The following is a 23,506-nucleotide window of genomic DNA, read 5'->3' as shown; positions in this document are numbered from 1 at the left end:
CGATTTGGCCATCATGACGTTGTGGGGGTTCGACCCACACTCTTCATGGAGGGAAAGCACATGGCCCGGCGCCCCGGAAAGACGTCAGACAGGCTTGCGACAATCCACGACCAGAAGCTGGTTCGCGGCAGCGGCGGAGAGCTTCACCAGATTGCAGAGGGGGATGTGCCGGTACTGACGACGGCGCAAGGGGGGCCGGTTGCCGACGACCAGAATACGTTGAAGATCGGCGAGCGCGGGCCCGCGCTCATCGATGACTTTCATTTTCGCGAGAAGATATTCCATTTCGACCATGAGCGCATCCCCGAGCGCGTCGTGCACGCCCGTGGGTATGGTGCACACGGCTTCTTCGAGACTTACGATTCACTGGCTGCTTATACTCGCGCCGATATCTTCCAGCGCGCGGGGGAGAGGACGCCGGTCTTCGTACGCTTTTCGACCGTAGCCGGCTCCAAAGGCTCGTTCGATCTTGCTCGCGACGTGCGCGGTTTTGCGGTCAAGTTTTACACCAAGGAAGGCAACTGGGATCTGGTCGGCAACAACATTCCGGTCTTCTTCATCCAGGATGCAATCAAGTTCCCCGACGTCATCCATTCCGTGAAGCCCGAACCGGACCGTGCCTTTCCCCAGGCTCAGTCGGCGCACGACAATTTCTGGGACTTCATAAGCTTGACGCCGGAATCGATGCACATGGTCATGTGGGTCATGTCCGACCGGGCCATTCCACGCTCCTTCCGCTTCATGCAGGGCTTCGGGGTGCATACCTTCCGGCTGGTCAACGCCAAGGACGAATCCACCTTCGTCAAGTTCATCTGGAAGCCGAAGCTCGGTATGCAGTCGGTGGTGTGGAACGAAGCCGTCAAGATCAACGGCGCCGATCCGGATTTCCATCGTCGCGACCTGTGGAACGCAATCCAGTCGGGCGACTTTCCGGAATGGGAGCTCAACCTTCAACTTTTCGACCAGGAATTCGCCGACAACTTCGACTTCGACGTCCTCGACCCGACCAAGATCATCCCGGAAGAGATCCTCCCACCCGTCGCGGTCGGTCGCCTTGTGCTCGACCGAATGCCGGACAATTTCTTCGCCGAAACCGAGCAGGTTGCGTTCATGACGCAAAATGTTCCGCCCGGTATCGATTTCTCCAACGATCCGCTGCTGCAGGGCCGCAACTTCTCCTATCTCGACACGCAGCTGAAGCGGCTCGGCGGCCCGAATTTCACGCACATACCGATCAATGCGCCAAAATGCCCGTTCGCGCATTTCCAGCAGGACGGCCATATGGCGATGCGCAATCCGGTCGGCCGCGTGAACTACCAGCCGAATTCATGGAACGAAGGTCCGAGGGAGAGCCCGCAAAAGGGCTTTCCGGCATTCGCGGACCAGGTGGAAGGCCAAAGGGCGCGGTTGCGTGCTGAGAGCTTTGCCGACCATTACAGCCAGGCGCGGCAGTTCTTCATCAGCCAGACGGCAACGGAACAGCGGCACATTGTGATGGCCCTGACCTTCGAACTCAGCAAGTGCGAGAATCCGGTCATCCGCGAGCGGATGGTATCGCATCTCCTCAACGTCGATGAAACCCTTGGTGCAGCCGTTGCGGACAAGCTGGGGATCGAGCAGCTGCCCGAGCCTGCGGATGCGGCAGTTAGACCGCGCGACGACCTGCCGGCTTCGCCGGCGCTTAGCATTATCAAAAACGGTCCTGACAGCTTCGCCGGTCGCAAGGTCGGCGTGCTTGTCAGTCCGGGCGCCGATGCCGCGCTGCTGAAGAAACTACAGACGACGATAGAAAAGGAAGGTGCCGTGATGGAAGTGGTCGCGCCAAAGGTCGGCGGCGTCGAGGCGGCCGACGGAAGCTGGGTCGAGGCCAGGCACATGATCGACGGGGGGCCATCGGTTCTGTTCGATGCGGTGGCACTGATCCTGACCGAAGAAGGAGCCGAGCGGCTGACGGGCGAGGCCGCAGCGCGCGATTTCGTCGCCGACGCCTTCGCTCATTGCAAGTTCATCGGCTTCACCTCAGGCGCCGCCCCGTTGTTGCAGAAGGCGGGGGTCGATCCGGAAGCAGACGAAGGCCTGATAGGTCTGGATAATCCCAAGGGGATAGCCAGCTTCATCCAGTCCTGCCGCAGGCTCCGTCTCTGGAGCCGCGAGATGGCGGTCAAACTGTAAAGGAAGCAGGGTGATGACGGGAGTCTTTCATGGAGATTATTCGGACTAAGGTTGCCCACAGCCGGAAAAGGCGGCCGATGTTCCCTGCCGTTTTGGCCTTAAGGGTTCGCCATTTTTAAGCAAGAAGCTGTGAACGGTCGCCTTAACGTCCATATGATGTTGGGAGTTCGCGCCAGCGAATTGATATGGATCCTGACGCTGATTCCGTTAAACCTCTCGGCAGGCCAATCGGAGACGATTCTTTGACACAGCGGGCGGGCAGCGCTGATCTTCCATTGCATGGCGGACGCGTACCGAAATGGCTCGGCGACCGGATGACACGTCTTGGTGCAGTGATCACCGAGGCTATTGTCCAGCATTACGGACGCGATGAGTTTTTGCGCCGGCTGGCAAGCCCGTTCTGGTTCCAGTCGTTTGGCGCCGTCATGGGGATGGACTGGCACTCTTCCGGCATTACCACCAGCGTGATCGGCGCGTTGAAGCGCGGCCTGACACCGCTGTCCGGCGAGCTTGGTATCCATGTCTGCGGTGGACGTGGGGCGCAATCGCGCAAAACTCCGGATGAACTGGCGTCCATCGGCGACCGTGTCGGCATCGACGGCCTGGCGCTCGCGACCACGAGCCGGCTCGTCGCAAAGGTCGATAGCGCCGCCGTCCAGGATGGCTTCGACCTTTATCTGCATGGTTTCATCGTCACCAATGACGGCAAATGGGTGGTGGTCCAGCAGGGAATGAACGATGGGCTGCGGCAGGCTCGGCGCTATCACTGGCTCTCCGAAGGGCTGACGAGCTTCGTCGACTCTCCCCACGCTGCGATCGAGGGCCGCGATCAGGGACAGATCGTCAATCTTGCCGACCGCCGCGCCGTCCAGTCGCGCGAAGGGCAATTGGACCTGCTCGCGTCCCTGGGGCCGGACAGGATCGTCCGGGAGGTTTGCGCGCTGGAGGCGGAGCTCGCGCCGAAGGGCGCGTCGGTGATCGAAGCGCAGCCGATGCTGCCGCACCTCGTCATGCCGGCCCATCACGATGTACGCCAGGGCGATGTGAACATGCGCCGCCTGTACGGCAACCTGGCAGCGGCAGCCGACCGGGGACCGGTGGATTTCGAGAGCCTGCTGCTGACGCCGGGTGTGGGCGCAAGGACGGTCAAGGCATTGGCCATGGTGGCCGAGGTCGTGCATGGCGCGCCCTACCGTTTTTCCGATCCGGCGCGCTTCTCGCTGGCGCATGGCGGCAAGGACCGCCACCCGTTTCCTGTGCCGTTGAAGGTTTATGACGAGACGATCAATGTCATGAAATCGGCGGTGCGGAAGGGCCGGCTTGGACGCGACGAGGAGTTGCAGGCGCTGAAGCGGCTGGACGATCAATGCCGACAAATGGAACGATATGTCACGGGTCCCGACCTCAAGGAAATCGTTGCCGGGGAGTTCCACAACTCCGCGCTGTTCGGCGGTCGCAGCGTATTCGGGTGGGAGCCGGCCGTCGAGGACGAGGCATTGGCCAAGCCCTCTTCGAGCAAGTCAATCGGGATTTAGAAAGGGCAAGGGGTCAGTTTCGATCCGAAGTATTTGGTTCCCCTCAATAGATCGCATTGCCGTTCCCAGGTCGAGCACAGTCCGCAACAATACTTCCATTTCGACAGATTGCAAGTTCAGCTATAACGTGTGTGGGTGAGGGGGCCGCCATCAACCGGATCGAATCCGACCTCGTTCACCATCCCCATACAAGCTGCTTCGCTGCGTCGTCATCTCCAAGCGACCGCTACGGCCAGCCGGTCCCGCTTTTCCGAACTCGAAAGGCGCTGCGAACGGTGAACCAGAAGATGCTTATCCAGCAACTGAGGAGCTGGAGAAGGACGGTATAGTCACCAGAACCGTCTATCGCCAGCGGCCGCCGAGGGTGGGTACGCGCTGACCGACATGGGCAATGAAGACAAACCGAAGGGCAGGGTTCCGGGCGGGGCTCGCTGGAGCAGCCGCGACTATCTCATTGATGAGATCGATGTGGCCGACGAGAACGACGGGGGATTGACTCGGGCGACGGCCAAGCTTCTCAAAGTTCAGGATCGGCAAGCGCCCTAAATAGCGAGTACCGCAAATGATCCGAATGGGGCGGCAGGATCCTTACCACCATCGAGACACTGGCTACCTGATGGCAGTGGCTTGCGACCAGACGACCAACCAGCGTCCGTCGTGTTGCTCATAGGTGTCCGTGTGCCAGTATTCGCAGAGGGGAACTTGGTGCCCGGTGAAGACGACTTCAAGCTGTGCGCGATATCGAATGACTGCAGCGCCGCCATATAGGCGCACGGCAATGTCGGCGGGCTCCCACGTCAGGTACCGGATTTGCCTGGAGGCGATCGCACCCAGGTATTCGTCTTTTGAAAGAACCGCACCGATTGGCGTGATCAGCTGGAAGTCCGGAGCATGAAGCTGTTCTGCCCGAACAACATCAGCGCTGACCAGGGCGCGAAGTCGGGCGCGTTCCGTTTCGCGAAGAAGATTAGCCTCACTGGCTGGCGACGTTACGTCGGTGGCTGGGGTTGACATGTAGATTCTCCATCTAGAAGCAAGAGATCGCTCAAATTTAGTGCGGGATAAGGGGGGCCATGTGCCGTCACCGGGGTGATGGCACAGTGAATCGGGATTGGTAGGTCGTACCCCAAGCCCACCAATCCCAGGTCGATGAGGCTTTGGTCTCTGGCGCGGATGCACTCTTCTTCTGGGCGGGAGCGCCAGTTCAGCAGGCGTTTCGCCTTTGCTGAACTGGCACTTCGATCGCGGTTGAGTTCGTGGACAATCGTTCGTGCATTGGGATCGGATGGCGCCGTTGCCCTGACGATCTCGCCGGGATTTCGCCGCACGGAAGCCGGGAGGCATGGTCGGGGAAGGAATGTGCAAGAATCGTCACCAAATCCTTGAGCCAGAAAAACTTCCCGCCGATAAAACCGCTGGCCGCTGGCCGCGCCGCCGATGCCTGTGAGAATACCATGGCATCGTTCGGGTAGCCGGGGACAATTCTCACGGGAACTCCTCATAGGGCGCCTGGCGGGCCACGATAGACACTTAAACGATATTTGTCTAGTGATCCAATTGACATGGTGGATACAGAGTGTCAAGCTGACCAAGTGGTTGGGAATGATCAAAAAACCGGACAGATTTTGGATGCCGCCTTGCCGGTGTTCGTGCGTTTTGGGTTTCGCAAGACTTCCATGGCGGACATCGCGCGCGCGGCCAAAATCTCACGCGCGTCGCTCTATTTGAGCTTCAAAAGCAAGGAAGAGTTGTTTCGGGCCGGTTCAATGCGAGCCCATGCCCTGACACTGGATAACGTTGCAGCGATGCTGGATGGTCAGGGTAGCGTTCTAGATCGCGTGGAAGCGGCTATCGGGGTTTTTCAGCGGGAGTTGATCGCGCCCTTTGGCGGCAGTGCCGATGCCGAAGAGCTGTTTGCGGCGAATATGGCCTTGGCTGCGGATATCACGCTGGCCGCGCGGGAAAAGCTGTTGAGCATGCTGACACAGAAATTGATTGTCGCCATAGAGCGCAAGGAAATCGATCTTGCGCCACTGCAGGCCCGGCCTGCTCAACTAGCGAATATCATCGTCGCTGCAATGGATGGGATCAAGCACACGCAGTGGTCTGGTGGTTCCGGCCTTGAAGATAATACCCGCTTGTTCATGCGCGCCCTGAAAATGGCGGTGACGCCGCGGGACGGTCCGTAGTGGATTGCCCAGGACTTGCGCGCTCGGTCAAAAATCATTTCGTCACCAAAATGGAAGGAATGGCAATGTCTGATCGGATTTGTCTTTCCGGAATGTCGGAGGAAAGTTGGCGAGCGGTCATCGAAGCGTTGGCAGCTGCAGGCTGGTCGGTGCGGAAAGGCGGCGGCCTAGATTTCTCCTGGGCAGCACTCGACCGCGTGGGGATGCGCATCGATATGGAATACGATGCGTGGCAGGAAGGCGAAATGGCCTTTGCTAAAGCCGACGCGCCCACAATAAGCGGCGATCTTCCAACCCAATTGATCGCAAAACTTAAAATTGAATCGATACTTCGTTGACGTGTGCGATGCCCAGCCAACGCATCACTCGTCCCCATGATCGACTCGCCCATAACCTCTCAATCGGTGGATCGTCTGGTCAATGAGAAGTCTCGCGCTTGCTGTTTGTGCTTTCCTTTCAGTCTTAGCGGCGTGCGGCGGCATTTTGCTCGGCACTTTCCTGATCGTGAGTCCTTCAGGCGGCGGCTTCTTTCCCAACCTTGGAGCCATTCTGGGCCTACTGGTCCTCGGTGCCGGAAACCTGGTCTCCAACATCTGCAACGGTATCTACTGCTGGTTCGGCGAGCCGCCTCGTTGGCTCGGAATAGTTACGCTGGTACAGAGCCTGTCGACGCTCCTGTTTGCGGGAATACTCGTCAGCGGGATGGCACGCATGTCGTGAAGTTGCACGGCGGCATCTGCATTTAAAGGAAGTTCATGAAGAAGCTGGTTTGACTGCTGCTGACGATCACCTCTTGTGGCGCTGGTATCGCTATGTCAGCAACACCGACAGCCCTACGATGAAGTCGGCATCACACTCAACAACGTCATGACCGGACAGTTCAAAAGCTGGAGTTGCGCTAAGCCCAAAACCACCTTCGGCACTTTCTTGCAGCAGTACGGCTGCGCGCCCATGGAGCGACGCAGTGGAATTACGTTGCTGCTGCGCGAAGTGGCGAAGCGCGATAGTCGCGCGCGCCGGGTCGTGGGCACTCGACCCGTCATTGGGTCGTGTCGCAAAGCCTTGCGGAGCAATCTGCGCGTGCATAAAAGGCATACAAACTTCAATTTCGCATCGTGAAAGGACGATCATCGTGAAGCAGGCAGGCAAGGAACACGGCAAGGGTGGGCGCAGGGCACTTTGGGGAGCGGTCGCGATCTTCGCTGTCGCCGCCGTAAGCGTCATCGGCGTCAAGATGGTGCACGAACAGAACGTCAGAGAATTTGTCGCCCAGAGTGGCGGCAAGGCAGATTCCGTCGAAGTGGATTTTCTCGGACGAATTCATCTGCGTAACCTGGCGTTGCCGCTCGCCGACGGCACCAATCTTCGTATCGCGGCGGTTGATGGACGGCTTAAGAACCTCTTCCTGAGTGGCGGGATCGAGATGAACGGCCTCAATGTCGAGGTGGCGACGGACAAGATTTCTGTCGCACGTGCAAGCATTGAAGGCGCCAATGTCGACGACGACGCGCTAACGGAGCTCTTCAACAGCAAGGGCGCTGCGCCAGTGTCGAAACGAATCGAACGCTTTGCGGCAAAGCGCATGTCGGCGTCTGAGGTTACGCTCACTCAATCCATTGCCGGGCGCGAGCAGAAGACAATTTACAAGAACGTCGCGCTCGACGACATCGCCAATGGACGCATTGGCCGCTACTCCATCGGCAACGCCAGCTTCGATATCGCCATGGATATTCCGGATGGCGAAGGGGTGATGAGGAAAGAGCGCATGCTCGGTTCGACTGGAGCGATAGCGGGCGAGGATTTCGACGCGGCCTATATGGCCCGGCTCTACACGGAAAAGGCCGGTCCGGGAGACACGGAGGCAAAGCCGCTCTATGGCCCCCTTTCCGTCAAGGCAATCACCCTCTCGGACGGCAAAGTAAACTTCGCTTATGACGAGATGCGCATCAACGGTTTCAGTATGCGCATGCCGGCCGAGCCGCTTCTCGAAACGGTGGAGAATCTGAAGTCAGTGACGGATCCAGAGGCGCTCAGTCCCGAGGAACGTCAGGCATTTTTTAACCAGATTCTGTCCGTCGTCGATATGATCGGCAAGGGAGACATGCAGTTGTTTGGCTTCAAGGTCGATGCGCCGTACAATGAGGGTGAGGACGCGGGCAAGAGGGTCAAAATCGCCGTCGAACGAATGGCTCTTCAACTGGACGGCCGAAAGCTCGACGCGGGCGTGCACGGGTTGTCGATAGCCGAGGGCACTGACACCATCAAGATCGGCGAAGCGAGCATTACTGGCTTTTCCTGGCACTCCCCCCTTGAAGCACTAAAGAAAATGGCCGGGCTTAACGAGCAACAGCTTGAGACGTTCGCATTCACGACGCTGATGCCGGAGCTTGGCACGATCCGCGTTGCGGGAATTGAAGTCGACGTAGCCAATCCTGAGACTGTGAGCGCAACCGAGAAGGAAAGCGCTGATGTTCAAGTTCAGGCCAAAGGAACCGACGAGCCCACGAGCGATCCGCTGTCGTCTGAGGCAGCGATTCCGGGCGCCGGCCAGAAAAGAGGGGCGGATCAGCCCTCGGTCGAATCCGCCGCTACTGTGAACGAACCTGCCACTATACTCGTTCCGCAAAGGGTCCGCTTTTCGCTCAAAAGTTATGAGATGGCGCTAACCAAGCCTCATAACGGTATTCCGACGGATATCCGCCTCCGGCAGGAAGAGCTGAGCGTTCCCGTCCCGGCAGATTCGAAGGACGAGGCCTATATCCAGCTGCGCAAACTGGGCTTCGAAAACCTGGTCTTCTCCTACAACCTCGCGGCAGCCTGGGACCAGCCCAATCAGAACCTGTTGATCAAGGACATTTCGCTCAGCGGCAAGGACATGGGCAGTCTTTCCCTTTCCGGCCTGATGGGAGGGTTCACCGAGGAGTTTTTCTCCCTAGACACAGCCAAGACCCAGTTGGCGCTTTTCGGGCTCACAGCGCGGGAGGTGAAGCTCAAGATCGAGGATCAAGGGTTGATGGCCAAGGGGATCAAACTCTATTCCGAGCAGAGCGAGATGACGGAGGATCAGGCGCGCGCCATGGTCACGATGATGGCCACCGAGGCTTTGCAACAGCTTGCGGTCGCTCAGCCGAAGTTTGAGGGCGCAATCGACGCGCTTTTGCACTTCATTGCCGCGCCCCGGACCTTCACTTTGACGGTCAGATCCAAGGCCGAACACGGCCTGAGCGTGTTTGACCTGGTTGCAGCTTCGGAGAACCCCATGTTGATTCTCGACAAGGTTGATCTTGAGGCAACTGCTCAGTGAGCCCTTTAATCCGGGCCTGGCGCGATCTCGTAAGGTCCGGAGTCTTAGCGGCTGGTGTGCGAGAATCGAGGTGTGACAATGAACAGGATTTGCAGGAACACTGGTCAAGAATGCGGGGCGGCCTCGATCTGGGGTAATGTGCCACGGCGCCTAAGTCACGTTAGCGCTCAGGTGCGCTCTATGATCACCGCGATACCCTGACCGACGCCGATGCACATGGTGGACAGTGCGTAGCGACCGCCGGTTTCCCTCAATTCGAGTGCGGCTGTCCCGGTGATCCGCGCACCGGACATGCCGAGCGGATGGCCAAGCGCAATTGCGCCGCCGTTTCGGTTCACGCGAGCATCATCGTCGGCAATGCCAAGGTCCCGTAATGTCGCAAGGCCCTGGGAGGCGAAGGCTTCGTTCAGCTCGATAACGTCCAGCTGTTCCTGCTTCAAACCAAGGCGGGTTAGTAGCTTCTTTGAAGCCGGTGCCGGAGCAAAACCCATGATGCGTGGCGGAACGCCGGCGGTCGCGCCACCGGAGATGCGGGCGATCGGGGTCAGACCATATTTCTTGACCGCCGCTTCGGAGGCGATGATAAGCGCTGCCGCCCCGTCATTTACCCCGGAAGCATTGCCAGCGGTCACCGTGCCATTCTCCTTCTTGAACGGAGTGGCAAGCTTTGCCAACGTTTCGATCGTGGTGGCACGGGGATGTTCATCCTCCGAAACGACTATTGGATCGCCTTTGCGCTGGGCTATCGAGACGGGGACGATTTCTTTTGCCAGCCGACCGTTTTCTTGCGCTGCCGCCGCTTTGTTCTGGCTACGTACAGCAAAGGCGTCTTGATCTTCACGGCTGATCTTGAAATCCTCTGCGACGTTCTCGCCGGTCTCGGGCATGGAATCGACGCCGTACTGTTTCTTCATAAGCGGGTTTACGAAGCGCCAGCCGATAGTAGTATCGTAGATCTCGGCATTGCGTGAAAAAGCGGTCTCTGCCTTGGGCACAACAAAAGGCGCGCGGCTCATGCTTTCGACACCGCCGGCTATCATCAGTTCGGCTTCTCCTGATTTTACTCCGCGCGCGGCGGCTATGACGGCATCCATACCCGAACCGCACAGGCGATTGATTGTGGTTCCGGTGACAGAGACAGGCAGACCAGCAAGCAAGAGCGACATGCGCGCGACGTTACGATTGTCCTCACCCGCCTGATTGGCGCAGCCGAAGATCACATCATCGACGGCTTCCCAATCGACGCTTGGATTGCGGGCCATCAAGGCCTTCAATGGAACAGCACCCAGATCGTCCGCGCGAACAGTTGCAAGCGCGCCGCCGAAACGGCCAATCGGTGTGCGGATAAAGTCGCAAATAAAGGCTTCCGTCATCTTGGTTTTCCCTTCAAAGCTCAGGCACGATGAGATCGGTGACGGGGCCATCTGTGACGAGTTCGCCTCCGGTCATCGCCTGCAGTTCTTTCATCGTCATGGCGGCAAGCTTTTCGCGCACGACAAACCGCCCGTCGGCAATGTCGATCACCGCATGGCTCGTATAGACCCGAGTGATGCAGCCGACGCCCGTCAGCGGGAAGGTGCATTTCTCGACCAGCTTCGGTTTGCCGTCCTTGGTGACGTGTTCCGTTATGACGAAGACCTGCTTGGCGCCGTGGACGAGATCCATGGCGCCACCGACGGCTGGCACACCCTTGTTGCCCACCCGCCAGTTGGCGAGATCGCCGTTTTGCGCCACCTGATAGGCGCCGAGGATCGCCACATCGAGATGTCCGCCACGCACCATCGCGAAGCTATCGGCGTGATGAAAGAATGCCGCGCCCGGCTTGAGCGTCACTGCCTTCTTTCCAGCGTTGATCAGGTCCCAGTCTTCGTGACCGGCAGCTGGCGGCTCGCCAAAGTTGAGAATTCCGTTTTCCGTATGGAAGACGGCCTGCCGTGCGGGTGGCTGATAGCGAGCCACCATTTCCGGAAACCCAATGCCCAGATTGACATAGGCGCCATCGGCGATGTCCTGGGCTGCCCGCCAGGCGATCTGCGCATTCGACAGCTTGATGTCTTCGCGTGTGTCGATGGTCATGCGTAGGCCACTCCGGCTCGAATGAGCTCTTCTTCCTGCCGCGGATTTGCGACTTCGACGACGCCGGTCACGAAGATGCCGGGTGTGATAACTTGTTCCGGATCGATCCCGCCCGCAGGCACGATCTGTGAGACCTGCGCGATCGTCCTGGCAGCCGCCATGCACATCAGCGGGTTGAAGTTGCGGCCGGCCTTGTTGTAGGTCAGGTTGCCGTGGGTATCGCCAACATTCGCTTTCACGATGGCGAAGTCTGCCTTCAACCAACGCTCCTGCACATAATGGCGGCCCTCGAACTCAGCGATCGGCTTGCCTTCTGCTAGTTCCGTTCCGAATGACGTCGGTGTGTAGAAGGCGGGAATGCCTGCGCCACCGGCGCGAATCCGCTCGGCCAGCGTTCCCTGCGGCACCAGCTCAAGCTCGATTTCGCCTGCGAGATAACGATCGGTAAACGCGCGCGGATCGGAAGAGCGCGGAAAAGAGCAGATCATCTTCTTCACCATGCCGGCGTCGATCATTGCGGCAATACCGATGCGACCGTTGCCCGCATTGTTGTTGATCACTGTGAGGCTCATGGGCCGCTTGTCTATCAGCGCATGGATGAGTTCGATCGGTGCGCCCGACCCCCCAAATCCACCGATCATGACAATGGACCCGTCGCCGATGTCCTTTACTGCTTCCGCAAGGCTGCCGATCGTCTTGTTCATCCGGTTTTCCTCCTAAGGTCAAGACCCGTCCGTAGATGAAATCCAATGCTCACTAGGTAACTTCTCGAGGGCTCGACCGCAACAGATTTGTGCGATATAGATTATTTGTTATCATATCGCACAAAATGGACGGGTTTACGATGGTACAGATCAAGCAAAGTGACATGATGGGAGGCTTGGCAAAGGGTTTGCGGGTCATCGAAGCCTTTACCGCCGAAAATCCCCGGCTGAGTATCTCGGACGCGGCTTCCATTACCGGGCTTGATAGAGCGACTACTCGCCGATGCTTGCTTACACTCGCCGCGCATGGCTACAGCGCATACGATGGCAAGTTCTTCACGGTGACGCCGCGTGTTCTGAGACTCGGGACCGGTTGCCTCGCATCCATGCCACTGCCTCGCATCGTTCAACCCTGGTTGGATCAGCTTGCACAGCAGATCGGGCAGAGCACGTCAGTCGCAATTCTGGACGAGGGTGAGATCGTGTATGTGGCGCGCGCCGCCCAACGGAAGGTAATGTCGATTGCCCTCATGCCCGGATCGCGACTACCAGCATATTGTACCTCAATGGGCAGGGTCATGCTTGCCGCCTTGCCGGAAGACCAGGCCCGTGAACTGCTGAAGACCTGCCCGCTAAGCGCCAGAACGCCCCACACTCTCACGAATCTGGAGGCCATAATGGCTGAGTTGGAACGCGCTCGAATCCAAGGTTATGCAGCCGTCGACCAGGAGGTCGAGATTGGGCTGCGCTCGATAGCCGTCCCAATCAGGAATGCCAGAGGTATCGTCATCGCAGCGCTCAACACCGGCTTGTCCGCGTCACCTGAACCTATGGGGGTTGTTGTCGAGAATTATCTGCAGCCACTGCTCGAGGTCAGGGAGGAGCTTGCCGGAATTCTTTCCTGACAGGTCTGCCTCCGATTCAGTCTAGAGCAATAAAACGACGGCAACATGCGGCGTCAGCCGAATGGCGATCCGCTAAACAGGTCGAGCGGTCGCAGGGCTCGCACGCTTGCCGCGAGTGCATCGCAGCTATGGAGCACGCTCAAGCCGACCATTTCCAGGTGTTTCTGATCCAGCGGCAGCATATTAAACGTCTGATCGATCTCAGCACTATGGGTTGGATCAAGGTCTCCATGAATTCTCAAAGTCCTGAACGTTGAGTCCGGCAGGCCCGAACGGTCCCGAATCTCATCGATTTTATTGTCCGCAGGAGGAAAAGCTTCGAGAACTGCGATGTATCCGAGTAGCATAAGAGGGTGATGGTGATGAACCCAATAATACTGGGTGCCGACCAATCGTGCCACTTCAACTGAAGGGGTGATGGACAGAATTCGCCCAGGATCGCATCCGGCAGCCTTCAGGTCCTCAAGTGCCCAAGTATCGTGGTGCAGTTCCTCGGAAATATGATGCCGATAATATCCTCCCAGCAAAGCGGCAGACTTATCGGTTCCCTCGAGCTGATCGCCCCGCTCAGCTGCGCATTGCATAAGGGGAACCGACGCCCGCATGATTTGATGAAGCAAGACCAAGAAAGCAATCGTCATTTCCCGGTGAGGTTCGGTTCGCCAAAGGTCGCCGAAGGCCGCCTTAAGAGCTGGCAAGCAGAGCTCAATTCTGCCCCTCACAAAGTCACTATTCGATTGTCTTTCAAGCATATCCATAGAGACACCAACCGGCTAGCAACAAACCAAACCGGAAAATATTAGCTCATTGTGGATACTATTCAAATTCGGCCCAGTTATCAGGCGCGTACCTCTTTAGTATTACTGGACAGGTATGGAGCCGCCATCCTATTATTACTGACGGCCAGCGGTTCATGATTCCAAAATCGCTGACGGCAATCTCGCAAGCATCGAAAAATTGTTCAGAGCCTGAGGAGATCACAATGCCGGGCTTCCAGTCAAATTTCGACCAGCTGAAAAAATCAAATGTCATTCCCGACGTGGACGAGAATATGCTCCCGAAGGTAGTGCATGACGCGATCGAAAACCTTACCGATGCTGAAATCGCGGTTCTTGTAAACCTTAGTCAAAAAACCGGGTCCCATATTTATCTCAACCAGAACCACCAGGTCATCTGTGGGTTCTGACGCGTCGCCCAGCTTGCTGGACCGCTGGCCGCTGTACGACCGCCGCAACGAGGGGCGTAGCGCCTTGGAAGAGGCCAAACGCAAGCTGTTCCTCAAAACAACAATCGATCAAGTCCCGGTAACGCGCATAGCCGATATCACATCGCTCGACATCCTGGGCACTCCTGTGTTTGCGGCGGTCACACCCTTGGCAAGAGACTTGACCACTCATCTAGGCAAGGGGCTGAACGAGGAAACGGCTCGCGTCAGTGCCGTGATGGAGGCCGTCGAGAGGGTGTCTGCAGAGGAGCTGGAGAGCGAGTCTCGGCATGCCACTTATATCGAGCTGACGTCCGCGGGTGCCAGGGTTGCAGATCCCCTGTCCTTCGATCTTCCACCGCTGACCAGCTATCGTCCGGATTCGCCGTTTGATTGGGTCGAGGGTTGGGAACTGGTCAGCGCGCTTCCGATTTGGGTTCTGGCTGACCTGGCGAGGTCTCCTGGAAAGGAAAGCATACTGGATCAGGTCGATACCAATGGCTTGGCTGCCGGGTTCACTCGTGGCCGGGCGGTGCGCAGCGCAATTCTGGAGGTGGTCGAACGTGATGCTGTCAGTCAGCATCACTTCTTCCAACGGTATGGACGTGAAGGGGACGCTGGGCCTGGTCGACGCAGGATTGATCTGGGCTCACTTCCTCCCATACCCAAGGCGCTCGCGGAGCGCGCCCAAAAAGCAAACCTAAAACTCATACTGGAAGATCTGACGACCGACCTTGAGGTTCCAGTCATCTCGAGCACGCTGATAGATCCATTCTTCTGTGGTGCCGCTGGGCCTATGCCGCTCGTCGTTGAGGGTTGGGGCGCCGACCTTCTGGCCGGAGCCGCCGTTACACATGCTATCCTCGAATCCTTCCAATCACGGCTCGGGGTTATTCACGGTGCCCGTGACTCTTACAATCAGGTACCAGCCTCGCGGCGGGCTACCGAACACACGTCTTGGAATTCTGGGGCGGAGCATGACTTCTCGACGATTCCTGACACAAACTTGCCGGACCTCGAGACAGAACTGCAATTCATAATAGAGAGACTAAAGTCCCTAGGGCTGACGCAGGTCATCGTAATCGACATGAGCCTGAAATCCTTGGGCCTGCCTGTTGTAAGAGTGCGCGTCCCCGGTCTTTCGCTCTTTACCATAGACCACTGTCGTGTCGGCTGGCGAAGTGCAAGGCACCTGTTGTAATGACCGCGACGATGCGGATGCCGCCGGTCGTATTTTTGGGCCCAAGCGCCCCTGCTTCAGATATCCTGTCCATTTTGCCTGACGCGATCATAAGACCTCCAGCGAGGCGAGGGGACCTTTATGCTTATCGTATCCTGAAGCACCAATTCTTTTTGATCATCGACGGCGCATTTGGCAACGTCCTTTCCATTTCGCCACGCGAGGTCGTTGATGTTGTCCGGGATGGGGCGGTTGTGGTTGGCGCCTCCAGCATGGGCGCGCTACGAGCCGCGGATTGCTTTCCGGCGGGCGTGCATGGCGTTGGGATCATATTTCGACTCTTCAAGGATCGGACAATATCCGCCGAGGACGAAGTGGCAGTCCTGTTCCGCGAGGACTTGCCCTTTCCGCCGCTTACAGAACCATTGATCAACATGCGGATCGCTCTGCGACGGGCGACCAGGAAAGGTCTCGTGAGAGCGCTCGAGGCTGAGAAAATTATTTCGGCGGCGCAATCGCTTCATTTTACTCTGCGGACTTGGCCGCGCGCTTATCAGGGGGCCGGGTGTTCTCTCTCTAGCGAGGTTCTCGACTTCTTAAGCGAGATAGACACAAAGCGCGCCGACGCTATTCTGGCTGCAAAGCGGGTCTCGAAAATGCGAGAGGCCCGTAAAGCGCCGCTCCGCCGATCCAGTTCATCTCAGCTGTTTGGACTCTTAGGCGATGGCAGGGAGAGACCTGCAGACCCGCTGAGTGGTGCTGGTCGGCAGCAGATTGAGCCTGAATTCATCGAATGGCTTTGCTGCTCCGGCAAGGCATACAGATGGTTGCACAGTGAAATTACCGGGCGCAACGGCGAATTGGTGGCGCCGATCACATCAGTTTGGAATATTCTTGACGGCTCGGGCGAGCTAGAGGCCGAACTGATGAGGTTCGACGTCTTCAAGAGGGCCATCTCCGAGGCTCGGCGATGTGGCCTTCGGCCCAGTATCGAGGATCTCCGGCAGGCTGAACACCAGTTGGTAAACGCTCATGGTGTCGGTTCGTGGAATGAGCTCCTCATAAGCATAGCAAACGACCCGTCGTACGCAGAACGGCTAAGCATACATCGCACCCAACTAGCTCTGACCAAGTGTGTTCGACGGACTTTTCTGTTCGCACCCGGTCAGGCGACAACTCCGAGGGAGGTGTTGTTGTGGCAACCCAAATAGAAAGCCGGCCTCAACCAACAGACGACAGCGTTTGCATGCTTTTTACTGACATCGAGGGATCGACAAACCTGGTGGATTCTTATCCCGATCTCTACGATGAGATGCTCCTTCGGCACAATGAGCTTTTGCGCAACGCCATCTACTCTTACGGTGGCGAGGAAATAAACGTGGTTGGAGATTCTGTGTTCGCGCTCTTTCCTGCCTCCGCCCAAGGGGTTCAGGCAGCGATTGACGCGCAATACGCGCTGACGAAAGAGGAATGGGCTCAAGGATGCAAGCCTCTGGTCCGGATGGGGCTGCATTCCGGAAAGGTGAGAAGACACGACACTGCCATAACCGGGATAGAGGTGCATCGTGCGGCTCGGATCGCGTCCGTGGCGCACGGAGGTCAGATCGTCATTTCGCATGTGGTCCGCGATGCGATAGCAGAAGGCCCTATCGGGGCGAATGTGGAAATACGCGATCTCGGATTTCATCGGCTCAAGGACCTTCGATATCCTGAAGCGCTGTTCGATCTGGTGATCCCGGGATTGCAAAGCGATTTTGCACCCGTCTCATCTATTGGCGCGAATCGCACGAACCTCCCGTCCGATGTGTCAGTTCTCCATGGTCGACGCTCTGAAATGGAACGGCTCGAGCGAATCATTGCAGATAAACAGAGCCGATTCGTTACGCTGACGGGTGCCGGGGGTGTGGGCAAGACCAGCTTGGCGATCCACGCTGGCAGATCAGCATTAAGCTCCTTTTCACGGGGAGTGTTCTTCGTGCAGTTGCAAGAAATTGACAGTCCGGATTTAATCGGTTCAGAGATCTGCAAGGCCGTTGGTTTGCAGGAGGTACCCGGCATCTCCGCCATAGAAACGGTGTGCAACGCGCTCGGCGGTGCTGAGGTGTTGTTAATACTCGACACCTTCGAGCACCTGGTCGAAGGTGCTCCTGTCATAAACAGCATCCTCAGGCGCTGCCCGGCTGTCACCATTGTGACCACCAGCCGTGAGCCGCTCAAATTGCGCTCCGAGGTCGAATTTGTCGTACCTCCCCTCAGCCCTCCCGATGAAGGGGCGGGCTTCGATCAGATTCAAAAGAACCCATCCGTGCAGCTCTTTGAGTATTTCGTGCACCGCGAACGGCCAGATTTCAGATTGGGAGATGACACAGCAGGTTTGGTCTCCAGGATATGCCGGAGACTTGACGGGCTACCGCTGGCGCTTGAACTGGCAGCCTCGCATGTGGGGCTCCTGGGTGTAGCAGAGCTGGAGGAGCGGCTTCGAACCTCAACGCAAGACCTTCGGAGCAAGGCGCGGGATATCGACCCCCGTCACCGCACCCTTCGTCTGATGATCGGATGGAGTGACCGTCTCCTGACAGAAAGTCAGCGTCGGGTTTTTTACGCGTCGGCTGTGTTAAATGGCGGGTTCGATCTCCATGCCATCGAATCCCTGTTCAACCACGACGCCGACGTCGTTGACGCCGTGGAAGCTCTTTTGGACAAGAGCCTGTTGTTCAGAAAGACGGCGCTGGGTCAGCCGCGCCTCAACATGCTGGATACGGTTCGCGATTTTGCGCTCGATAAACTGCGAGAGTCGGGCGAGTACAACACTATGCGGATGCGTCAGGCGGATTATTTTACCGACCTTGTTCTATCAGCCGCGCCAAACGTGATGAGGTTTAATCAGCGCGACTTTGTCGAGCACCTGATGCAGGAAGCCGGGAACATTCGGGTGGCGCTTGATTGGTGCATGAGGCAATCCAGCGCCCTGCAATCCGCCAAGCTCATGGAGGCGCTGAAGTGGCTTTGGATATCGAGAGGCCAGTTTTCGGAAGCGAGAACATGGTCGGATAAGGCTTTGGAGCATGCGCGCACCACGGGTGAGCCGGAGCCGCTGGCGGGAATTTTGAACTCAGCCGCATTGATCCGATACATGTCCGGTGATCCTGAAACAGCCCGTGAATATGGTGTTGAAAGTCACCGAATCTACTGCGAGCTGGGGAACAAGCCCGGCATCGCAACTGCAGGAATTGTTGCCGGCATCGCGAAAGCCACCTCAGGCGATCCTGAGGCAGGGGGCATGTTGATTGCGCAGTCATTGGACCTGTCGAGGCTCATTGGCGATGACTATGGAACCGTGCTTGCCCTGATTGCAATTGGGGAAGGGACACGCGCTGAGGGGGACGAGGCTGCTGCTGAAGCCTACTATCTTGAGGCCCTCAAACTGCTCGACGAACTGGGTGACACCTATTGGCCTGGTCACCTGTTGCAAAACCTTGCTCATTTTAGACTGCACAGCGGTGACTGGAGGAGCGCTGCAGCGCTCGCTGGCCAGGCCTTGGCCATCGGCGAGAGATATGACTATCCAATGGTAGTGAACCTCGCGATTGCAGCGATAAGCGGAGTGCTCGCAGTGAAGGAGGATTGGGACGGTTCTGCAGAAATTATCGGGGCTGTAAACGGTCGTCTCGCTCGGCTAGGAGTTCGGTTTGAGCCGACAGATGATGTCGATTTTCAAAGAATCGTGTCTGCGGTCCGCAAAGCGTCGGGCGACGAGCGATTCACCCGTGTCAGCAAAAAGGGGGCCGATCGCCAATGGGACGAGGTACTTTCGTCCTGCCGCGCCTCCGTTGCGGCTTAAATAGGGCTGCGAGACAACTCGGCGGACAATCGAACGCCATTTCGAGGGGGATGCTGCTTTGCCTGCGGGACATGCGTCTCTTCGCGGTCAGTTTTGTTCACGACGAAGACAAGGCTGTGAGCGACTTTATGCTCCACACAATTTTTCAATGTTTTCGTTAGGAGAGCCTCGCGGCTTAATTCACGCTGCTATCAATCCATGCGCGCGTCTGCTCCAAGACCTCGTCCGACAGTTCAGGATCATCGATCGCCCGGGCGAGGATGACCGCGCCCACCATCGCTGCCCAGCTTCCGATTGCGGCGCGCCGCCGGTGCGCCGGATCCGATTGCGGGAGTGCCTTGTCGATCCGGGCGATCTGAGCGCGCAGCCCTTCCGCCATGGCAGAGCGTGCCGCTGGCGTCTGGTGGCGAATGGCCGCGGCGAGACCGGCGGTCGGGCAACCACCGGCGGCGTTGTCGCGATGGCGAGGTGAAAGATAGGAGCCGACATAAGCGTGGAAATCGCCTCCCCCAACGGTGTCTGCAGCAAGGGCATGGGCAAGGGTCTGTGCGACCAGATCGTCCTTTGAACTGAAATGTCCATAAAAGCCGCCATGTGTGAGACCGGCCGCCTTCATGACCTCCGCCACGCTGACGGCATCGAACCCCTTGTCGCGAAACAGCCGGCTGGCAACATCCAGGATCCGGCGTCGGTTCTCCGCCATTTGTTCTCGGCTGACCTTCATTCTTAAAATTCTCCCAAACCATCGTTGACATTTACATGATAGCTATCATATTTACGGCAATCATGATGATGATCATGAATATAGGTTCCGTTACGGAAAAGAGCAATCCTATGAGTACAATTCCTGCAGTCCTCATTACCGGCGCTTCGACCGGCATCGGCGCCACCTATGCCGATCGTTTTGCGCGGCGCGGGCACGATCTCGTGCTGGTCGCCCGCGACGTGGCGCGCCTCGAGGCCGTGGCGAGCCGGCTGCGTCGGGAAGCCGGCGTGGCGATCGACATCATGCAGGCAGATCTCACGCAACCGGTTGATCTCGCCAAGGTCGAGACCAGATTGCACGACGATGACAGCATCGGCATTCTCATCAACAATGCCGGAACGGCCATTGGTGGAACCTTCATCGAACAGAGCACGGACGAGATGTCCCGGCTTGTTGCGCTCAACGCGACCGCACCTGTCCGACTTGCCAGCGCGATTGCCCCGCGACTTGCCAAGAGCGGGAAGGGGGCAATCGTCAATATCGGCTCAGTGGTGGGCCTGGCGCCGGAGTTCGGCATGACGGTCTACGGCGCGACCAAGGCCTTTGTCCTGTTCCTGTCTCAGGGGCTCAGCCTCGAACTCGGGCCGAAGGGCGTCTACGTCCAGGCCGTGCTTCCCGCCACGACCCGAACCGAGATCTGGGAGCATGTTGGCGCCGACGTCAACGCACTGAACAACGTCATGGAGGTCGGAGACCTGGTGGATGCGGCGCTGGTCGGCTTCGACCGCCGCGAGCCGGTGACTATTCCCCCGCTTCCTGATGCCGGCCAGTGGGACGCGTTCGAGGCCGGGCGAAAGACCATGCTTGCCAATTTTGGCAACGCACATCCTGCCGAACGGTACCGTCCCGTCGCCTGAGCACCATCCAACAAACCGTAGACAGGCCGCTGCGGCGGCAACACCACAGGTGAACCTTGACCAAGAAGACGCTCTTTGAACCCTATAGCCTCGGCTCCTTGACCCTTGCCAATCGCATCGTGATGGCGCCCCTGACACGCAACCGCGCCGGCCCGGGCTTCGTTGCCGGCGACCTGACTGCAGACTATTACGGCCAGCGCGCCTCGGCCGGGCTGATCATTTCAGAGGCCACGCAGATCTCGCAGCAGGGGCAGGGCTACCAGGACACGCCGGGCATCTATACCCAGGCCCAGATCGACGGCTGGCGTAAGGTCACCACTGCCATACACGAGAAGGGTGGCCACATCTTCCTGCAGCTCTGGCATGTCGGCCGCGTCAGCCATGTCGATCTTCAGCCAAACGGCGCAGCACCGGTTGCACCCTCCGCGATCCGGGCGGAAACCAAGACCTTCGTCAACAATGCCTTCGTCGACGTTTCGCAACCCCGGGCGCTTGACCTCAACGAGCTTGCGGGGATCGTCAACGACTTCCGGCAGGCGGCAGCCAACGCCATTAACGCCGGTTTCGACGGCGTCGAGATTCACGGCGCCAACGGCTATCTGCTCGACCAGTTCGCCAGGGACGGCTCCAATGTTCGGACAGACGCCTATGGCGGCTCGGTGGAAAACCGCGCCCGACTGATGTTGGAAGTCACGGCTGCGGTTGTCGAGGAAATCGGCGCCGAACGCACCGGCATCCGGATCTCGCCTGTCTCGCCCGCCAATGGCATCTCGAGCAGTGACCCCCAGGCGCAGTTCAACTACATCGTCGATCAACTCGACGCGCTTGGTATCGTCTACCTTCATGTCGTCGAGGGCGCCACAGGCGGCACGCGCGACATCGCGCGATTCGACTTCGAATCGCTGCGCCGTCGCTTCAGCAAGACCTATATCGCCAACAATGGCTATGATCTCGAACTTGCCTCGTCGCATCTTGCCGAGGGCAAGGCGGATCTGTTTGCCTTCGGCCGGCCGTTTATCGCCAACCCCGATCTGGTGGAACGACTGCAAAGCGGCGCGCCCTTGGCGCAGATGAACCCGGCCACGCTGTATGGCGGTGGCGCTGCAGGGTACACGGACTACCCCGCTTTCGCGTAGGCATCCGGCCAGTAACAGCCCCAGTTCAATAGTGGCTCACCAATTGCAGGCGGATTTTCGCCAAGGACGTGATGAGCACAATGTCAAAACGGCCGGCGCGCGGAAACGGCTCCGACCGCTATACTTTGCTGCCTAGGGGCGGACCGGAATGCCCGGGGGGGACAATGCGCTGCCCCGTGGCACCGGCGTCGTCGTGCACTTTGGATGGACGAGGTTCAAAGGTATTTCTACCTCGTCTAGTCGAGCCAAACCTCCCAAGCGCCGACTGTCCGCGTTGGTCGCGCCGAGGCCAAGAGGTTTGCCCCCCCGGCTCGGCGCGGAATTTCTCGAAACGTACACCGTTCCAAATGGGCGAATTCGGCGAACCCGTCCATCGTGGCAGGCGACGTCAGATCAGTGGCGCGTTATTCCGTTCTCGCAGCGTTTTCGGGCAACCTCTCGCCCTTCTTTAGCAGAACACCGTCATTGGTCTTTTTCTCGTCCGTTGCGATGCTGGCGGTCGTCATCGAACGATCGACTTCAGCTCCTGCGCTGACCTTGTTATGATATGCGCACTCGGCGGCGGCGGCGGTTGCTGAAAGACCGACCGCGGCGGCAATGATCAAAAGGGTCTTCATCTTCCTGAGCTCCTTCGTTAGCGCCCGCAAGAATACCTCGTCGCCGTCAAAACGATAAATCACAATTAGAGAACCTCAATGGCCAAGCGAAAAATTGCCGTGCCGGCGGGGACAGCCAAGCTGTGCCCACCGTCGGCTTTGCAGAAGCGGTTCCGCTGCGGCAGGAAGTGCGGCAGTTGATTTTGACAGACGCTTCGCCATCGTGCCACCCAGGCCCGGGAAATCTGAAACAGCATTCGCATTACCGTGCTCAGTCAACCAGATTGCGCAACAGCACAGTAAGTTCGCACTCTTCGGTCATTCCGTCGCGCAGGATAACGAGAGCGAGCTCCTCGCCTTCGATGCTTTCGGGTTTAATGACTCGGCGAGCACATTCGCCGACCAGCACCCGTTTCATCATCGCTATTGACCTCTCATCGATTGCTTCAGTGTAACGGGACACAGTTCTGGCCTCCGATTTGGCGAAAGCACAATGATCTTGCAAGCGACGGTGTGCCCCTGAGGTGCCGACGACAGAACATCATGCGCTTTCGCGCAAAAGATGGGAGTCAATCATTCAGCTTAGAACTGGAGCGACCATCCCAGTGGTCGGCGGCCAGATGCTCGACGCAGCGCTACTCGATGATCTCTGCCGACCGATCCCCGCAAGGAATGGCGGTCTACGGCGCGTAAAAAGGGAAATATATTTCAGTAAGCCGGGGACACGACCGTTTGTCGCCTCCATTTCTACGCTACGGCGCCAATGAGTTGCAATTGCCTGGTCTTTAGCCGAGCCAGGGTAATTTGCGCACCCTGTTACAACTCCATCAAACGGCGGCGAGAGCGTCGTCTATGACTTCATCGTTGAAGCCGGTTCCTTCGTTCCATAAGAAGCTCGTGCTCGACAAGTTGCCTTCCAGCTTCGGTAAGACCTGTTCCATCAGTCAAGCCAAGCTCCCGGAATTTCCGGTCAATGTCATCCGTAAGAGTGGCGCTCTCGTGACGGCAGAGCCGCAAAAGGCAGTTCCATTCGTTGAAAGT

At 58.2% G+C, this 23,506-nt stretch carries 22 protein-coding genes and 2 pseudogenes; 16 read left to right on the top strand and 8 right to left on the bottom strand.

Annotation, left to right across the window (positions count from 1 at the left end):
* The first annotated feature begins 60 nt into the window (after positions 1-60).
* The 4 genes and pseudogenes from katE (at position 61) to A3AY_RS39160 (ending at position 4,253) form a co-directional block, all read left to right on the top strand.
* Positions 61-2,172, top strand: a complete 2,112-nt coding sequence (gene katE / locus A3AY_RS0113140) for a catalase (protein ID WP_018326125.1) — start codon at positions 61-63, stop codon at positions 2,170-2,172.
* Positions 2,173-2,414: 242 nt separating this feature from the next.
* Positions 2,415-3,707: a DUF763 domain-containing protein gene (locus A3AY_RS0113135; RefSeq protein WP_018326124.1), complete on the top strand. Its 1,293-nt coding sequence runs from the start codon at positions 2,415-2,417 to the stop codon at positions 3,705-3,707.
* Between the two features lie 186 nt (positions 3,708-3,893).
* Positions 3,894-4,097: pseudogene (locus A3AY_RS41470) on the top strand (winged helix-turn-helix transcriptional regulator); the annotation flags it as partial.
* Complete coding sequence (locus A3AY_RS39160; protein ID WP_018326123.1) at positions 4,092-4,253, top strand: hypothetical protein; 162 nt, start codon at positions 4,092-4,094, stop codon at positions 4,251-4,253. The pseudogene A3AY_RS41470 and the gene A3AY_RS39160, both read left to right, overlap by 6 nt.
* A gap of 63 nt (positions 4,254-4,316) precedes the next feature.
* Here A3AY_RS39160 and A3AY_RS0113125 read toward each other — a convergent pair whose 3' ends face one another.
* On the bottom strand, positions 4,317-4,721 hold the full coding sequence (locus A3AY_RS0113125; protein WP_018326122.1) for a nuclear transport factor 2 family protein: 405 nt from the start codon (positions 4,719-4,721) through the stop codon (positions 4,317-4,319).
* Between the two features lie 548 nt (positions 4,722-5,269).
* Between A3AY_RS0113125 and A3AY_RS0113120 the strand changes: the two genes are divergently transcribed.
* The 5 genes and pseudogenes from A3AY_RS0113120 (at position 5,270) to A3AY_RS0113100 (ending at position 9,200) form a co-directional block, all read left to right on the top strand.
* Positions 5,270-5,896: a TetR/AcrR family transcriptional regulator gene (locus tag A3AY_RS0113120; RefSeq protein ID WP_083925963.1), complete on the top strand. Its 627-nt coding sequence runs from the start codon at positions 5,270-5,272 to the stop codon at positions 5,894-5,896.
* 65 nt (positions 5,897-5,961) lie between these two features.
* The gene (locus A3AY_RS0113115; RefSeq protein WP_154663290.1) at positions 5,962-6,234 is read left to right on the top strand and encodes an SPRY domain-containing protein; all 273 of its coding nucleotides are present in this window, start codon (positions 5,962-5,964) and stop codon (positions 6,232-6,234) included.
* 82 nt (positions 6,235-6,316) lie between these two features.
* Positions 6,317-6,616: a hypothetical protein gene (locus tag A3AY_RS0113110; RefSeq protein ID WP_018326119.1), complete on the top strand. Its 300-nt coding sequence runs from the start codon at positions 6,317-6,319 to the stop codon at positions 6,614-6,616.
* 16 nt (positions 6,617-6,632) lie between these two features.
* A pseudogene (locus A3AY_RS41465) lies at positions 6,633-6,903 on the top strand (hypothetical protein).
* 125 nt (positions 6,904-7,028) lie between these two features.
* Positions 7,029-9,200, top strand: a complete 2,172-nt coding sequence (locus A3AY_RS0113100) for a hypothetical protein (RefSeq protein WP_018326117.1) — start codon at positions 7,029-7,031, stop codon at positions 9,198-9,200.
* A 167-nt stretch (positions 9,201-9,367) separates the two neighbouring features.
* Here the strand turns inward: A3AY_RS0113100 and pcaF are convergent, their stop codons facing one another.
* From pcaF to A3AY_RS0113085, 3 genes are read right to left on the bottom strand one after another with little or no spacing between them, the layout of a single operon-like run.
* Complete coding sequence (gene pcaF, locus A3AY_RS0113095; RefSeq protein ID WP_018326116.1) at positions 9,368-10,573, bottom strand: 3-oxoadipyl-CoA thiolase; 1,206 nt, start codon at positions 10,571-10,573, stop codon at positions 9,368-9,370.
* 13 nt (positions 10,574-10,586) lie between these two features.
* Positions 10,587-11,276, bottom strand: coding sequence for a 3-oxoacid CoA-transferase subunit B (locus A3AY_RS0113090; protein ID WP_018326115.1), 690 nt, complete (start codon positions 11,274-11,276; stop codon positions 10,587-10,589).
* Positions 11,273-11,980, bottom strand: coding sequence for a 3-oxoacid CoA-transferase subunit A (locus A3AY_RS0113085; RefSeq protein WP_018326114.1), 708 nt, complete (start codon positions 11,978-11,980; stop codon positions 11,273-11,275). Before A3AY_RS0113085 ends, A3AY_RS0113090 begins: the two co-directional genes overlap by 4 nt.
* Positions 11,981-12,120: 140 nt before the next feature.
* On the opposite strand from A3AY_RS0113085, the gene A3AY_RS0113080 reads away from it, so the two are divergent.
* Positions 12,121-12,885 (top strand): IclR family transcriptional regulator domain-containing protein, encoded by a 765-nt coding sequence (locus A3AY_RS0113080; protein ID WP_040668687.1) that lies wholly within the window; start codon positions 12,121-12,123, stop codon positions 12,883-12,885.
* Between the two features lie 53 nt (positions 12,886-12,938).
* Here A3AY_RS0113080 and A3AY_RS0113075 read toward each other — a convergent pair whose 3' ends face one another.
* Entirely contained in the window at positions 12,939-13,643 is a 705-nt protein-coding gene (locus A3AY_RS0113075) for an iron-containing redox enzyme family protein (protein ID WP_026203394.1), read from the bottom strand.
* A 224-nt stretch (positions 13,644-13,867) separates the two neighbouring features.
* On the opposite strand from A3AY_RS0113075, the gene A3AY_RS0113070 reads away from it, so the two are divergent.
* The 4 genes from A3AY_RS0113070 to A3AY_RS0113055 all read left to right on the top strand — a co-directional run bounded on the left by A3AY_RS0113070 (position 13,868) and on the right by A3AY_RS0113055 (position 19,110).
* The gene (locus A3AY_RS0113070; RefSeq protein WP_018326111.1) at positions 13,868-14,071 is read left to right on the top strand and encodes a hypothetical protein; all 204 of its coding nucleotides are present in this window, start codon (positions 13,868-13,870) and stop codon (positions 14,069-14,071) included.
* A gap of 64 nt (positions 14,072-14,135) precedes the next feature.
* Positions 14,136-15,290 carry a YcaO-like family protein gene (locus A3AY_RS0113065; protein ID WP_018326110.1) on the top strand — a complete coding sequence of 385 codons (1,155 nt, stop codon included), beginning with the start codon at positions 14,136-14,138 and terminating at the stop codon, positions 15,288-15,290.
* A complete protein-coding gene (locus tag A3AY_RS0113060; RefSeq protein ID WP_018326109.1) occupies positions 15,290-16,480 on the top strand; it encodes a TfuA-like protein in 1,191 nt (396 codons plus the stop codon). Before A3AY_RS0113065 ends, A3AY_RS0113060 begins: the two co-directional genes overlap by 1 nt.
* Positions 16,465-19,110: an ATP-binding protein gene (locus A3AY_RS0113055; protein WP_040668670.1), complete on the top strand. Its 2,646-nt coding sequence runs from the start codon at positions 16,465-16,467 to the stop codon at positions 19,108-19,110. Before A3AY_RS0113060 ends, A3AY_RS0113055 begins: the two co-directional genes overlap by 16 nt.
* 175 nt (positions 19,111-19,285) lie before the next feature.
* Here the strand turns inward: A3AY_RS0113055 and A3AY_RS0113050 are convergent, their stop codons facing one another.
* Positions 19,286-19,834: a TetR/AcrR family transcriptional regulator gene (locus A3AY_RS0113050; RefSeq protein WP_018326107.1), complete on the bottom strand. Its 549-nt coding sequence runs from the start codon at positions 19,832-19,834 to the stop codon at positions 19,286-19,288.
* Between the two features lie 110 nt (positions 19,835-19,944).
* Between A3AY_RS0113050 and A3AY_RS0113045 the strand changes: the two genes are divergently transcribed.
* Both A3AY_RS0113045 and A3AY_RS0113040 read left to right on the top strand, forming a co-directional pair.
* Positions 19,945-20,733 carry an SDR family NAD(P)-dependent oxidoreductase gene (locus A3AY_RS0113045; RefSeq protein WP_026203393.1) on the top strand — a complete coding sequence of 263 codons (789 nt, stop codon included), beginning with the start codon at positions 19,945-19,947 and terminating at the stop codon, positions 20,731-20,733.
* A 56-nt stretch (positions 20,734-20,789) separates the two neighbouring features.
* Positions 20,790-21,869, top strand: a complete 1,080-nt coding sequence (locus A3AY_RS0113040) for an alkene reductase (RefSeq protein WP_018326105.1) — start codon at positions 20,790-20,792, stop codon at positions 21,867-21,869.
* A 404-nt stretch (positions 21,870-22,273) separates the two neighbouring features.
* On the opposite strand, the gene A3AY_RS0113035 is transcribed toward A3AY_RS0113040, so the two are convergent.
* Together A3AY_RS0113035 and A3AY_RS39155 are read right to left on the bottom strand one after the other, a co-directional pair.
* Positions 22,274-22,474 carry a hypothetical protein gene (locus A3AY_RS0113035; RefSeq protein ID WP_234913201.1) on the bottom strand — a complete coding sequence of 67 codons (201 nt, stop codon included), beginning with the start codon at positions 22,472-22,474 and terminating at the stop codon, positions 22,274-22,276.
* A 262-nt stretch (positions 22,475-22,736) separates the two neighbouring features.
* Positions 22,737-22,886: a hypothetical protein gene (locus A3AY_RS39155; protein WP_018326103.1), complete on the bottom strand. Its 150-nt coding sequence runs from the start codon at positions 22,884-22,886 to the stop codon at positions 22,737-22,739.
* Positions 22,887-23,506 lie beyond the last annotated feature (620 nt).

The sequence above is a fragment of the Rhizobium giardinii bv. giardinii H152 genome (genome assembly GCF_000379605.1).
Taxonomy (GTDB): Bacteria; Pseudomonadota; Alphaproteobacteria; order Rhizobiales; family Rhizobiaceae; genus Pararhizobium; species Pararhizobium giardinii.
This window is presented reverse-complemented; position numbering and strand designations above follow the sequence as displayed.

Bases quoted from the DNA above. Each gene is read 5' to 3' on its own strand.
- katE (WP_018326125.1), top strand. From the start codon at position 61: ATGGCCCGGCGCCCCGGAAAGACGTCAGACAGGCTTGCGACAATCCAC.
- A3AY_RS39160 (WP_018326123.1), top strand. From the start codon at position 4,092: ATGGGCAATGAAGACAAACCGAAGGGCAGGGTTCCGGGCGGGGCTCGC.
- A3AY_RS0113125 (WP_018326122.1), bottom strand. From the start codon at position 4,721: ATGTCAACCCCAGCCACCGACGTAACGTCGCCAGCCAGTGAGGCTAAT.
- A3AY_RS0113120 (WP_083925963.1), top strand. From the start codon at position 5,270: ATGGTGGATACAGAGTGTCAAGCTGACCAAGTGGTTGGGAATGATCAA.
- A3AY_RS0113115 (WP_154663290.1), top strand. From the start codon at position 5,962: ATGTCTGATCGGATTTGTCTTTCCGGAATGTCGGAGGAAAGTTGGCGA.
- A3AY_RS0113110 (WP_018326119.1), top strand. From the start codon at position 6,317: ATGAGAAGTCTCGCGCTTGCTGTTTGTGCTTTCCTTTCAGTCTTAGCG.
- pcaF (WP_018326116.1), bottom strand. From the start codon at position 10,573: ATGACGGAAGCCTTTATTTGCGACTTTATCCGCACACCGATTGGCCGT.
- A3AY_RS0113090 (WP_018326115.1), bottom strand. From the start codon at position 11,276: ATGACCATCGACACACGCGAAGACATCAAGCTGTCGAATGCGCAGATC.
- A3AY_RS0113085 (WP_018326114.1), bottom strand. From the start codon at position 11,980: ATGAACAAGACGATCGGCAGCCTTGCGGAAGCAGTAAAGGACATCGGC.
- A3AY_RS0113080 (WP_040668687.1), top strand. From the start codon at position 12,121: ATGGTACAGATCAAGCAAAGTGACATGATGGGAGGCTTGGCAAAGGGT.
- A3AY_RS0113075 (WP_026203394.1), bottom strand. From the start codon at position 13,643: ATGGATATGCTTGAAAGACAATCGAATAGTGACTTTGTGAGGGGCAGA.
- A3AY_RS0113070 (WP_018326111.1), top strand. From the start codon at position 13,868: ATGCCGGGCTTCCAGTCAAATTTCGACCAGCTGAAAAAATCAAATGTC.
- A3AY_RS0113060 (WP_018326109.1), top strand. From the start codon at position 15,290: ATGACCGCGACGATGCGGATGCCGCCGGTCGTATTTTTGGGCCCAAGC.
- A3AY_RS0113050 (WP_018326107.1), bottom strand. From the start codon at position 19,834: ATGAAGGTCAGCCGAGAACAAATGGCGGAGAACCGACGCCGGATCCTG.
- A3AY_RS0113045 (WP_026203393.1), top strand. From the start codon at position 19,945: ATGAGTACAATTCCTGCAGTCCTCATTACCGGCGCTTCGACCGGCATC.
- A3AY_RS39155 (WP_018326103.1), bottom strand. From the start codon at position 22,886: ATGATGAAACGGGTGCTGGTCGGCGAATGTGCTCGCCGAGTCATTAAA.